Source organism: Yersinia rochesterensis (genome assembly GCF_003600645.1).
Lineage (GTDB): Bacteria > Pseudomonadota > Gammaproteobacteria > Enterobacterales > Enterobacteriaceae > Yersinia > Yersinia rochesterensis.
On the sequence record NZ_CP032482.1, the window covers coordinates 3,590,479 to 3,605,564 of the forward strand.

Genomic DNA, 15,086 nt, shown 5'->3' on the forward strand with positions numbered 1-15,086 from the left:
GACAGTTAGTGGGTCGCTGGGTAGGTATAGCCGCTCTGGAACCCCAACGGAATCCCCAATCCCCAGAACAAATACAGCATCAGGGTTAACACAATTGTCAGCCCAAGAGTATAAGGCAGCATCATGGCGCAGAGTGTTCCGACTCCGGTTTTAGAGCAATACTGGCGGCAATACATGATGATTAACGGATAGAAAGCAAACATCGGTGTCGAGATATTGACAGTGGAACTGACGCGGAAACTGGCCTGCGTCAGTTCCGGCGAAATCCCCACAGCCATTAACATCGGCACTAATACCGGTGCCAGAATTGACCATTTAGACGATGCAGAGGTAATGATAATATCCAGCGCGCAAGACAGTAGAATCACCCCCAGAATAGTGAATCCAGCGGGCATTGCCAGGGTACGCAAGAAATCAGCCCCCGAGATTGCAAGCAATGTGCCGATATTGGAATGGCTGAATGAGTATAGGAACTGGGCGCAGAAGAAACTGAAGACTAAAAATGAGACCAACGAGCGAGTGATGTTTTCCATGCTGTTGGTGACATCTTTAGTGCTTTTAAAGGTACCCGCGCTGAAGCCGTAAATCAGGCCAGGAATGGCGAACATGAAGAACAGTAATGGGACAATGGCTTGCATGATAGGCGCATCAGGGCGGGTTAAACTTCCCTCTGGTGAGCGCAATAAAGAGTTCTCCGGGTACAATGCCGCCGCCAGCCCCACCAGCATCAATAACATAGTCAACCCCGCTTTCTTAAATGCTTTGCTCTCGCGCGGAGTCACTTTTTGCAGTTTATCATTGTTATGTAGCACACTGAGATCGTCATTCAGGGGCATCGATTTAATTAAACGCGGCTCAACAATTTTCTCAGTAATAAACCAGCACACCAGAATCACCGCAAAGGTGCTGCCAAAGCTGAGGAAATAGTTACATAACACATTGACGTTATAACTCGGGTCAATAATATTTGCCGCGCCCTGAGTAAAACCCTGCATGATAGGGTCAATAATCGATGGGGTGTAACTGGCCGAGAATCCACCCGCCAACCCGGCAAAAGCCGCGGCAATTCCAGCCAGCGGATGTCGACCACTGGCATAAAACATCATGGCCGATACCGGCATTAAAATCACATAAGCCGAATCAGATGCAACATGGCTGACTACACCAATAAAAATGACCGCCGGTGTCAAAATGCGCTGTGGCGTCACATTAAGCATCTTTTTCAACATGACCTGAATAAAGCCACTGCCCTCGGCAATACCAATACCCAGTGTTGCGACAATAGTAATGGCCAATGGTGGGAAGTTAATAAAGTTTTTGACCATGGTGGTAATAAAGGTCACCAGCTCAACTGGTGCCAGCATATTGGTCACTTTGATCTGAGAGCCGGTCAGAGGATGATAATAATCGAAATTAATAAATGACAATCCAAAAGAAAGCGCCCAGCACACACCTAATGCATAAATAAATAGCATGGTGATATCCGGCATAGCATTACCGATGCGCTCAATGGTATTAAGTATTCCGGTTTGCCGGTTTTCCTGCGGTTCTACTGATGACATATCCTGTCCTTTCCCTTTAAAGAGGCCATAGCCAAAACGGACAGAAAACACACGTGACTTCCTGTCGCGATAGAGTGATTGCGTGGTGTGGGAGAAGATAAAACCAAGTATTAACGGGGTGAAAGACGAATAAACCCTGAAAATGAAAAACAAAAACTAACATCATGAAAAGTATAATATTTTTATATTTGGTTTTTTATAACAAAAATCATAACGCGTCAATTTAATTTCATTTTTTATTTAATTAAATATCATATTAAATGCTATAGAAATGATAATCAGCTAAATTTAGTATCGATAAATAACGAAAAGAAAGACCAATAATCCAATGAAATAACAAATTAAAAAATATAAAACAAAAAATAATTCGCCACCGATTCCTTCATTATTAATATTTACCGACACACTTTTAACCACAAAAAACGGCACATACCCATTGATATGTGCCGTTAGTTATTGATAACTATTAATTACCGTTAGAAATTATATTTAACCCCTAACGTGATGCTGCTATCACTGTAACCATTATTACCCAGTTGCTGGCCAACATTCCCCCACAGGTTCAGCTTTTTATTTATCTGGCCTTCAACACCCAATTTCAATTCGGCAATATTAGCGGCTCCCGCTTGTTTTACAGTGATGCCATCCAATGTAGTACCGAAATCTTTAGTATTGTGGATCCAATTGGCTTCAACGTAAGGTTTAAACGCGGGTTCTTTCGCCTTGTTGGCGGACTGAATCGGGCTAATGAAAGCTTTCGCGCCTAAACGGGTTTGAATATTATTATTCCCCTCGCCAGTGACCAAGGTGCCATTGGTTTCGGTATGAGAATCTGCTTTTACGCCCATCCACACCACCTGAGCTTTCGGCTGGATAAAGAAGTTGCTATAAGCACTTTCCCCCACTTTGAAGATATAACCACTCTCAACCGCAGCGGTAAAACCTTTAGAATCATATTTCTCAGTGGTGAGATCCTGCCCATCAACCTGATTAGTAAACCAGCTGTATTGCAGCCATGAATCAACGTATGCACCGGTATTTTCCTGGCTATTAGCAAACCAAGTGCCATACATCCCGACACTGTAACCATCAACCGAGCCATTGGAGCGATAGCCCGTCATCTGCGCCACGCTAGAACTGCTGCTATTGGCATAACCCGCCATCACACCGACACGCCACAAATCTTGCGCGTTACGGCTCCATTGCGCCACATCTCCACCGAGCTGCATGACATAGCGGTTATCTTGAGTTTTCAACTCACCACTGTCATCACGGGAGCGATTATGAGTGCCTTCATTGCGTAACCACAGGCTGGTGGTTTTCTCTTCACCAGTGAAGACATCGGTGTACAGTGTTTCGCCCGCACGGTCGGCCAAAGTGGTGACAAACATCGTGTTCGCCGCCGCCAGGTTTGCGGTGTAGCTGGCTGGCTCTGGACGGCGCTCATCGACTTCAGTACGCAAATACCAGTCGCCATCTGTTGGCGAGCTAATGCTGCCCTGATACAAGAAATACTCATATGCGCCAGCAACCGCACGGCCATTAAGGGTAAATTGCCCCGCCGAATCACCGCCGACATTGATAATTTTGATGCCGTCAGACGTCCGCCCACCATTACCGCCAATGTTATTCACCGTGACATAACTCTGCCCTGCGGTATTACCGGTAATCAATAACCGGTCACTGCTTGACGAATCCCCCGCCAGAACGGTATTGAAGACCACTGTGCCATTATTACCGGTATAATTACCGTCAATGGTAAATGTTCCAAAATCACCGCCGGTTAAAGCATTCGGCATAATCAGACTGCCGTTGCTTTCAACATTCCCGGTCACCTTGCCGTAGCCACCTAATGAACCGGTGGTGGTAATCAGCACATTGCTGGTCAGATTGGCGATAGTCGAGGCCAACGAGACTGATAATGAACGCGCTAACGGTGATTCTTCCACATAAAGCGCCGATATCACCGGTAAACTGCCCAATTGCAGCAATCCATTCTCAATGGTGGTCAGGCCAGCACTGACCGTGCTTCCCTCAATTTTAACCGTTCCGCTACCACGTTTAATCAGCGCACCACTCCCACTGATGGCGTTAGTCAGCTCCCAGACTGACGCCGTATCCAGAATCAATTCACCACTGTTGGCAATTCGGCTATTCCCGAGATTTTGGGCGCTATTCGCCGTCAAAATAGCCCCGGAATCCGTGGTAAATAGACCCGAATAGCCGCTGTTATCTCCCGCCAGTCGGATATTGGCATTGTTCGTCAGTTGGGTGTTACCGCTGGCTCCGGTCAGATTGTTCGACAATACGCCGGTGGTATTATCCAGGTTAAGAACCCCGTTATTATTAATCGCCCCGCTTCCCAGACCTTGGGCCTGATACAGATGCGCCGTGGCACCGCTGGCAATATCCGTGCTAGCGGTAAAGCCGCTATTCCCTTGAGTGACACTGAGTGTACCGCCGCTCAGAGCCAGCTCTCCTGCACCGCTAAGCGCACCATCCACTTGGCCGCCGTTTGTTACGGCTAATTTGCCATTATTGAAATTCAGGGTGCTGCCGGTTTCCGTGGTTAATTGGCCCACTGTTTGCTGAGTCCCATTGAGATCCACGGCGGTGGCATTGCTCATCGCCAACTGCGAGGTTTGCCCCAGCGCAGAGTTTGCATCCAGACGTAAACTCCCTGAACGCACCCACGTGGCCCCAGTGTAATTATTGGTCGCATTCGATAACGAGGCGATGCTGCCTTCATTTGCGGAAACAAACGCCAAATCACCACTGCCGCTAATCTGGGTAGACAAATCGTTAGATTGTTTACCATTGTTAGCCAGCGTTGCCGTCAAGATCAAAGCATCATTGCCAGTGCTCTGTAGCTCCAATGCTGTCAGCCCATAATTAACATACAAGCCGTCATAACTATTACCGGTTGTCAGACCGTAATTAAATGAGCCAACCGCCGCGGCACTGCCCACACCAGGGTTATAAAGATTCTGATAGAAAACAGCACTTATGGGGCCACCATTCTGATCAGTGAGTGTTAATTCATGCCCGGAACCGGTAGCAGCCCCGGTGCCCAACTTAACAATTATCTCACCTTCGTCCAGCGCCATCACTGGCAAACCATCAAGGCTAGGCGCAAGGCCAGCAGGTAAATTGACCCGAACATTTCCCCCACCGGTGGTATTGATACTATTCGCCGCGAAAGTTCCTTCCGAGGAGATGACACCGGCGTTATCCACCACGTTATTGAACAGTATCGTACCGCCGTTCAGCGCCAGTCCGCCGATATTTTGGACACCATCGGCCACAGAAGTCATATTGCCGCTGGACAGTTTTAGCGTGGCATTCGTCAGGGCCGATGTGTTCATGCCATTAAGATCAAAAGTGGAGTTCGTCAGGTTCACTGTGCCGCTGAATGCCCCGCCCACCGAGGTGCCGAAGTCAAATGCCGTGCTGGCCAGATTCTTCGCCACATTCAGGGTGCCGTTGCCGGTCAGGCCGTGGTCAAACAACGCGATGTCAGTCAGGTTCAACGTGGCATTGGCGATATCCACCGCCACCGCATTATCGACCGCATTACTGCTGGTCAGCGTGGCATTTGAGCCGCCGGTCACCTGCAATATCCCGCTGCCCGTCACCGTATTGGCAAAGGTGCCGTTAAAGCCACTCAGCGCCAGAATATCCTGCGCCCCCGCCAGAGCGATGTTGGCCGCCGCGCCCAGATTATTCGTTGAGCCGACAGTTAGTTTACTGTTCCCCGCCACAGCATACTGGCCGAGGAAGTTGCTGTTATTGCCGGTCAGACTGGTGTTCGCGCCGGTGGTGACGTCCACCACAGAACCGGCAACCCCGCTGAGCGCATTGGCGATGGTGCCGCTAACGCCATTTAGCACCAGATGCGAGGTGGCGGTGTCCAGCCCAACTGTGGCCGTTGACGCCCCGAGATTACTGGCCTGTGTCACTGTCAGTTCACCCGCAGCACCGATATGATGTGCGCCACTGAAGCTGTTCGTGCCGGTCAAAGTCACTGCGGCGTTGGTATTGATATCACCATTGCCGCTCAGCACATTCGCCAGCGCCGCATTGGCCCCGTTCAGGTTCAAATCGCCCAGCACGTTAACCGCGCTGCTGCCCAGTGTGCCCGCGCCGCTCAGGGTGGCGGAAGCACCGCTGGCAATATTGGTTTGCCCCGCCAGACCGCTGTTGGCGGCACTGAGGGCTAAATCGCCGCCATTGATATTCAGGGTGCCGGAGCCGGTCAAACCGCCGGTTGCGGTGGAAGCCCCGCCGGCACTCAGGTTCAATGTACCGCCCGCGATATTCAGAATATTGCTGTTGGTCAACAGGCCGCTGCTGAGCGCCCCGCCAGTGCCTAATGTGACCGTCCCGGCGTTGGTCAGTGCGCCCACCGTCTGGCTGTGGCCGTTAATATTGGTGCTGGCCCCGCTGAGCACATCCAGCAATGAGGTGCGCCCAAAAGCATTGTTAGCCCCCAGAATCAGCGAACCCGCATTGACTGTGGTCGCCCCGCTGTAGGTATTGGTGCTATTCGCCAGTGTCAGCGCGCCATTGCTGGCATCTACCTGCAAACCGCCGTTGCCCGACAGCGCCGCATTCAATACCCGATTCGCCGTCGCTCCGCTCTCCGTGACCAGTAATAAGGCATCATTGCCGCCGGTTAACAATTCCAGCGCTTTGAGGGAGTAATTGACGTACAAACCCGTGCCGCTGCTACCGTCACTGCTGGTCAGGCCATAGTTATGAGTGGCATTGGCGACCGTCACCCCGCCCTGCTCGATGGTGGACAGCACCGCCTGACCACCGGATGTCACCGACGTGCCGTTGATCACCAAATCCAGATCGTTGACATTACCGGTGACGTTATTGCCGTTGATCAGCTCCAGCATGATGTCGCCCCGATCTTGCGCGAGGATCGACAAGTTGGGTGCGATGACCGGGTTGGTGTTCTCCCAGTTGCTCGTGCCGGTGACACTGACCGTGCCGCTGTTCAGCGCCAGTTCGGTCACGTTGACCACTCCATTGGCCTGTGACTGCGGGGCGGCACCGTCAAAAATCAGGGTGCCGCCATTCAGATTCAGCCCATGCACTGTGCGGTCGGTGGAACCCACGGTGGTGACGTTGTTAGCCGACAGTTTCAGCGTGGCATTCGCCAGCGCTGCTGTGTTGTCCGCTGTTAAGGCAAAAGTGGAGTTCGTCAGGTTCACTGTGCCGCTGAATGCCCCGCCCACCGAGGTGCCGAAGTCAAATGCCGTGCTGGCCAGATTCTTCGCCACATTCAGGGTGCCGTTGCCGGTCAGGCCGTGGTCAAACAGCGCGATATCAGTCAGGTTCAACGTGGCATTGGCGATATCCACCGCCACCGCATTATCGACCGCATTACTGCTGGTCAGCGTGGCATTTGAGCCGCCGGTCACCTGCAATATCCCGCTGCCCGTCACCGTATTGGCAAAGGTGCCGTTAAAGCCACTCAGCGCCAGAATATCCTGCGCCCCCGCCAGAGCGATGTTGGCCGCCGCGCCCAGATTATTCGTTGAGCCGACAGTTAGTTTACTGTTCCCCGCCACAGCATACTGGCCGAGGAAGTTGCTGTTATTGCCGGTCAGACTGGTGTTCGCGCCGGTGGTGACGTCCACCACAGAACCGGCAACCCCGCTGAGCGCATTGGCGATGGTGCCGCTAACGCCATTTAGCACCAGATGCGAGGTGGCGGTGTCCAGCCCAACTGTGGCCGTTGACGCCCCGAGATTACTGGCCTGTGTCACTGTCAGTTCACCCGCAGCACCGATATGATGTGCGCCACTGAAGCTGTTCGTGCCGGTCAAAGTCACTGCGGCGTTGGTATTGATATCACCATTGCCGCTCAGCACATTCGCCAGCGCCGCATTGGCCCCGTTCAGGTTCAAATCGCCCAGCACGTTAACCGCGCTGCTGCCCAGTGTGCCCGCGCCGCTCAGGGTGGCGGAAGCACCGCTGGCAATATTGGTTTGCCCCGCCAGACCGCTGTTGGCGGCACTGAGGGCTAAATCGCCGCCATTGATATTCAGGGTGCCGGAGCCGGTCAAACCGCCGGTTGCGGTGGAAGCCCCGCCGGCACTCAGGTTCAATGTACCGCCCGCGATATTCAGAATATTGCTGTTGGTCAACAGGCCGCTGCTGAGCGCCCCGCCAGTGCCTAATGTGACCGTCCCGGCGTTGGTCAGTGCGCCCACCGTCTGGCTGTGGCCGTTAATATTGGCAGAGGTACCCGCCACCGTGTTCAGCGCCGAAGTCTGGCCCAGCGCATCATTACTGCCCAGAGTCAAAATACCGCCATTGACTGAGGTGCTGCCGGTATAATTATTGGTCGCGTTAGTCAGCGTCGTTGCGCTGTTATCAGCACCAATAATCAAATTACCCGCGCCAGTCAATTGTGCCACCAAGGTGTTATCAGCATTGACCGCACCTTGCGATGTCAGGGTTAAACTTTCACCGGCAAGTAAATTCAGTTGAGTTAGTGCGGAGGTCACACTTAAACCACCGCTGCCCGACAGCGCATAATTATACAGTGCCTCAGCAACCGTATTGCCTCCCTGAATAATATTTTCAGTGGTGCCATTACCCAGAGTGCCGCCGACAATATTCTGTAATGTCAGTCGCGCCAATTCAGTCGTTGACAACACATTGGTACTGTTAATTAATTGGGCTGAATTGCCGGTATCCTGATCGAGTAAATTCCCACCGGTGGTGAGAGCCGGATCAACTCGGATGATACTGTCATCCGTCACCGCCAGCGTATCCGTGGTGATTAAACTGCCGCTGCCAAATGCAGCGGTTGCACCGTTAAGAGTAAAATTACCGATCGTCTGATTACTGTTATCCACGGCAACCGTGGTGCCAACAGAGGCAATAAATGAAGCATTGTTCAATGCCGCAGTATTATTGCCACTCAGGGCAAAAATACTGTTTTGCATATCTACCGTACCGGCAAATGCGCTGCCGGTATTCACACCAAAATTGAACGTGTTATTGGCAGTATCGATATTCAGGGTGCCGTTGCCGGTCAGGCCGTGGTCAAACAGCGCGATGTCAGTCAGGTTCAACGTGGCATTGGTGATATCCACCGCCACCGCATTATCGACCGCATTACTGCTGGTCAGCGTGGCATTTGAGCCGCCGGTCACCTGCAATATCCCGCTGCCCGTCACTGCATTGGCAAAGGTGCCGCTAAAACCACTCAGTGCCAGAGTGTCCTGCGCGCCCGCCAAGGTGACGTTGGAAATCGCCCCCAGATTATTCGTTGAGCTGACAGTCAGTTTGCTGTTCCCCGCCAGAGCATACTGGCCAAGGAACCCGCTGTTATTGCCGGTCAGACTGGTGTTCGCGCCGGTGGTGACGTCCACCACAGAACCGGCAACGCCGCTGAGGACATTGGCGACCGTGCCATTGACCCCGTTCAGCACCAGATGCGAGGTGGCGGTATCCAGCCCGATGGTGGCAGTCGAGGCCCCCAGATTACTGGCCTGCGTCACTGTCAGCGCGCCGGTGGCACCGATATGATGCCCGCCACTGAAAGTATTGGTGCCGGTCAGGGTCACTGCGGCGTTAGTGTTGATATTGCCATTGCCGCTCAGCACATTCGCCAGCGCCGCATTGGCCCCGTTCAGGTTCAAATCGCCCAGCACGTTAACCGCGCTGCTGCCCAGTGTGCCCGCGCCGCTCAAGGTGGCGGAAGCACCGCTGGCAATATTGGTTTGCCCCGCCAGACCGCTGTTGGCGGCACTGAGGGCTAAATCGCCGCCATTGATATTCAGGGTGCCGGAGCCGGTCAAACCGCCGGTTGCGGTGGAAGCCCCGCCGGCACTCAGGTTCAATGTACCGCCCGCGATATTCAGAATATTGCTGTTGGTCAACAGGCCGCTGCTGAGCGCCCCGCCAGTGCCTAATGTGACCGTCCCGGCGTTGGTCAGTGCGCCCACCGTCTGGCTGTGGCCGTTAATATTGGCAGAGGTACCCGCCACCGTGTTCAGCGCCGAAGTCTGGCCCAGCGCATCATTACTGCCCAGAGTCAAAATACCGCCATTGACTGAGGTGCTGCCGGTATAATTATTGGTCGCGTTAGTCAGCGTCGTTGCGCTGTTATCAGCACCAATAATCAAATTACCCGCGCCAGTCAATTGTGCCACCAAGGTGTTATCAGCATTGACCGCACCTTGCGATGTCAGGGTTAAACTTTCACCGGCAAGCAAATTCAGTTGAGTTAGTGCGGAGGTCACACTTAAACCACCGCTGCCCGACAGCGCATAATTATACAGTGCCTCAGCAACCGTATTGCCTCCCTGAATAATATTTTCAGTGGTGCCATTACCCAGAGTGCCGCCGACAATATTTTGTAATGTCAGTCGCGCCAATTCAGTCGTTGACAACACATTGGTACTGTTAATTAATTGGGCTGAATTGCCGGTATCCTGATCGAGTAAATTCCCACCGGTGGTGAGAGCCGGATCAACTCGGATGATACTGTCATCCGTCACCGCCAGCGTATCCGTGGTGATTAAACTGCCGCTGCCAAATGCAGCGGTTGCACCGTTAAGAGTAAAATTACCGATCGTCTGATTACTGTTATCCACGGCAACCGTGGTGCCAACAGAGGCAATAAATGAAGCATTGTTCAATGCCGCAGTATTATTGCCACTCAGGGCAAAAATACTGTTTTGCATATCTACCGTACCGGCAAATGCGCTGCCGGTATTCACACCAAAATTGAACGTGTTATTGGCAGTATCGATATTCAGGGTGCCGTTGCCGGTCAGGCCGTGGTCAAACAGCGCGATGTCAGTCAGGTTCAACGTGGCATTGGTGATATCCACCGCCACCGCATTATCGACCGCATTACTGCTGGTCAGCGTGGCATTTGAGCCGCCGGTCACCTGCAATATCCCGCTGCCCGTCACTGCATTGGCAAAGGTGCCGCTAAAACCACTCAGTGCCAGAGTGTCCTGCGCGCCCGCCAAGGTGACGTTGGAAATCGCCCCCAGATTATTCGTTGAGCTGACAGTCAGTTTGCTGTTCCCCGCCAGAGCATACTGGCCAAGGAACCCGCTGTTATTGCCGGTCAGACTGGTGTTCGCGCCGGTGGTGACGTCCACCACAGAACCGGCAACGCCGCTGAGGACATTGGCGACCGTGCCATTGACCCCGTTCAGCACCAGATGCGAGGTGGCGGTATCCAGCCCGATGGTGGCAGTCGAGGCCCCCAGATTACTGGCCTGCGTCACTGTCAGCGCGCCGGTGGCACCGATATGATGCCCGCCACTGAAAGTATTGGTACCGGTCAAAGTCACTGCGGCGTTGGTGTTGATATCTCCTGTGCCACTCAGCACATTAGCCAGCGCCGCATTAGCCCCGTTCAGATTTAAATCGCCCAGCACGTTAATGGCGCTGCTGCCCAGTGTGCCCGCACCACTCAGGGTGGCGGAAGCACCGCTGGCAATATTGGTTTGCCCCGCCAGACCGCTGTTGGCGGCACTGAGGGCTAAATCGCCGCCATTGATATTCAGGGTGCCGGAGCCGGTCAAACCGCCGGTTGCGGTGGAAGCCCCGCCGGCACTCAGGTTCAATGTACCGCCCGCGATATTCAGAATATTGCTGTTGGTCAACAGGCCGCTGCTGAGCGCCCCGCCAGTGCCTAATGTGACCGTCCCGGCGTTGGTCAGTGCGCCCACCGTCTGGCTGTGGCCGTTAATATTGGCAGAGGTACCCGCCACCGTGTTCAGCGCCGAAGTCTGGCCCAGCGCATCATTACTGCCCAGAGTCAAAATACCGCCATTGACTGAGGTGCTGCCGGTATAATTATTGGTCGCGTTAGTCAGCGTCGTTGCGCTGTTATCAGCACCAATAATCAAATTACCCGCGCCAGTCAATTGTGCCACCAAGGTGTTATCAGCATTGACCGCACCTTGCGATGTCAGGGTTAAACTTTCACCGGCAAGCAAATTCAGTTGAGTTAGTGCGGAGGTCACACTTAAACCACCGCTGCCCGACAGCGCATAATTATACAGTGCCTCAGCAACCGTATTGCCTCCCTGAATAATATTTTCAGTGGTGCCATTACCCAGAGTGCCGCCGACAATATTTTGTAATGTCAGTCGCGCCAATTCAGTCGTTGACAACACATTGGTACTGTTAATTAATTGGGCTGAATTGCCGGTATCCTGATCGAGTAAATTCCCACCGGTGGTGAGAGCCGGATCAACTCGGATGATACTGTCATCCGTCACCGCCAGCGTATCCGTGGTGATTAAACTGCCGCTGCCAAATGCAGCGGTTGCACCGTTAAGAGTAAAATTACCGATCGTCTGATTACTGTTATCCACGGCAACCGTGGTGCCAACAGAGGCAATAAATGAAGCATTGTTCAATGCCGCAGTATTATTGCCACTCAGGGCAAAAATACTGTTTTGCATATCTACCGTACCGGCAAATGCGCTGCCGGTATTCACACCAAAATTGAACGTGTTATTGGCAGTATCGATATTCAGGGTGCCGTTGCCGGTCAGCGCATTATTAGAAACCGCCACCCCATTCAGATTCAGCCTGCCATTCAGCGCAATTTCCGTCGTGCCCAGCTGATTGCTATTGCTGGCGGCGAGAATCCCGCCCTGATCGACCTGCCAATTCCCGACAAAAGCACTTGCCTGGCTTAACGTGACATTAGCACCATTATTGACGATGGCTGAACCATCCCCCCCAGAGACATGGCCTAATGAGGCATTCAGAGTGCCATTGAATGTGCTGCCAAATAGCAGATCACTGGTACTGTCAATATTAATGGCACCGCTACCAATGTTAGTGTCAGATGTCAGAGTAATCAGGCTGTCTGTCAGATTGATATTGGCAAAACCTTGTAAAGAAGTGCCAGTGGCTAAGGTATCTGTTGATGTATTGATATTCAGCGTATTGGTCCCAGTACCAGCATTCAGAGAACCTAAATAGGTACTGCCTAACGTCATCCCATTGATAGTAAAAGTATCATCGCCCACCCCGGTATTAATGGATGAGACTTGAGTACCGTTCTGAATAGTGACGTTATTATTGCCATCCCCCAGATTAATCGCACCAGTGCTTTCTGAAGCACTTCCCAGCACCAAAGTATCGTTACCGGAACCAGTGGTTAATGTTCCGTTCAATATCGCATTATTATTAATTATGTTCGCGGCAGTTCCGCCAAATATCACCCCGCCATTAATGGTTCCGTTGTTATTTAATGTCTTGGCGGTAGTACCTGCAAAATTAATCGCCGTGGCACCCCCTGCATTGATTCTGGCATTCGCACCAATGGTCGTGGCTGTCACGGCACCATCAGTGACGCGTAAACCGGTACCGCCGCTGTTAGTGACATTGACACTCAAATTGGCACTGGAAAGATCAACGCCACCGCCACTGGCGTTGATCCCGGTTCCGGCACCAGAAACATTGATATCTAATGCCGCCGGGCTCCAGCCAGTTAACGCCGTGTTAACCGTCGCAATCCCGGTCCCAGTGCCAGTGACATTAATTTCATTACGACCATTGGCGCTGTCGGCAAACGTCAAACCAGCCAGGCTATCCAGGGCCGTGCCAGTCACGGTGTTGAGGATGACATGGTTTAACGTCAGATTAACTCCCGCCGCTTTTGAGAAGGCGGCACCGGCACCATTCACATTGAGGATCAAATCAGTTAAAACATGGCTATTGGTGGTTCCTGCGAAAGTAAACCCGGTCGCCGCGCCTGTCGTGGTAATTGTTCCCCCGACCATATTCAATAGCGCATTGGCTAGAATATTAACACCCGTCCCACCGCTGGCACTGATTGTCCCGCCAGTATTATCAACACTGACTGTTTTGGCTGTCGTAGCGGAAATAGAAAGCCCGGCGGTAGTGCTGTTGATGGTACCCGCGTTGGTGATATTTACCGACCCACTACCAGAATCAGTGACAGTGATCCCGGTCGCTTTTCTGATAGTACCCTCCGCCTCATTACGAATGACCACATTGCCCGATGAGGCAGCACTGACATTAATCCCCGTGCCGGCGGTGGTGTTTAGCGTGCCATCTGAGATGGTCGCCGCTGAACGGATATAAATCCCCCCCGTCCCTGCCAGAGTTTTGCTGGCAGTGATCCCATCATTGCCAGCGCCAGCGGCAACAACAAGATTTGAACCCGCGGCCAGATTATAGATAACATCTCTCGTTGAGGCTGGGCCATTATAAATATATGCAGTGGCAACAGTACTGGGGGCATTACTGATTACATCACCCGCCAGGTTATTCATGTTAATTACAGCACCAGCGCCAAATAAACCGGTAGCCGTGTTATAAGAGCCAATCTGTACACCATAGTTAGCGAGACCCAACGGATTTTGGCCATCGATAACCAGGCTTAATTTGGCACCATCTTCAATCATATAGTTATACGATGGCACCCCCACGCCAACAATAGCCAGGCCATTAGTCAGCCGCGTGCCAGTAATACTCACATCAGAACCACTGGCAAAAGTGAGCACGCTATTCGCTGCTGAACCATTGCTCCAAAAGACCGCCGGATAGTCAGGGCTGGCTATTGCGGTTAAGTCGAAATGTCCAGTAAATGCGATATTGTTAGCTAATACCAATTGTCGATAAGTGCCGAAATTCAAAGTGACGGGTTGGGTAATATCGCCAAATATCACTCTACCGAAATCATTGGGTGCGGCCGCAGCACCATCAAGCCCCATAGCAACCAATTTGCCATTGGGGACTGAGTTGATCTCATCCAAAGTCACGTCTAACCGAGTGGTAGCATCTTGCACATACACCAATCGGGAAATGGTGCCGCTGGTGGTCGCCAGCGTTGATGTAATATCATTAAAGTTGGTGAGTTTGAATGTTGCATTCTCCGCAGCCCAAGCCACATTATTTGTGCTGCCCGCATACATATTGAAAGCATAACCCGCAAATTTTAAGTCATAACCACCACCATCAATCACCAGATTCTGTCGTGCATTGGTGGTTTGGTTTACTGTCATACCCAAAGAATATGCCGTTGAAAGATCAATGTTCGCGGTTAATAAAATGGTTGTCGCTGCACTTCCCGCCCCGGTATTACTCAACGCAGTCGCTAAACTTGCTGCCGTTCCCACCGCCACGCAACTCGCGCCCATTGCAGTACATTGTGCGGCAGTAATAGCCAATGCAGGTTGAATGCCCAATGCGCCCATCACGGCAACAGCCAAAATAGCTATTTTAGGTTGAATATGGTGATTTAATGTATCGAGGATAAATTGAGAAGTAAAAGAGCGCTGAGTAGTTGTTGATTTTTGTTTTCCTTTAGCGAATTCTCCTACAGCAACCCATATATTCAATGACCTATTCCAAATAACTTTAAAAATTGCATTCATATCTATCCTTAAAAGATTTAAATCTTATTGAAAAGGTATTGACGACAGCGCTCTTTATCCATCAGGCGACAGATAACCAGGTAAATAACCCATTTAATAAGTAAGCGATTTT

Annotated in this window: 2 protein-coding genes; both read right to left on the reverse strand. The window is 51.9% G+C overall.

All coding sequences use genetic code 11. From position 1 onward, the window contains the following. Positions 1-5: 5 nt before the first annotated feature. Positions 6-1,562, reverse strand: a complete 1,557-nt coding sequence (locus DXZ79_RS16735) for an AbgT family transporter (protein ID WP_120011646.1) — start codon at positions 1,560-1,562, stop codon at positions 6-8. Between the two features lie 476 nt (positions 1,563-2,038). Next, positions 2,039-14,974: an autotransporter outer membrane beta-barrel domain-containing protein gene (locus DXZ79_RS16740; RefSeq protein WP_120011467.1), complete on the reverse strand. Its 12,936-nt coding sequence runs from the start codon at positions 14,972-14,974 to the stop codon at positions 2,039-2,041. Positions 14,975-15,086 lie beyond the last annotated feature (112 nt).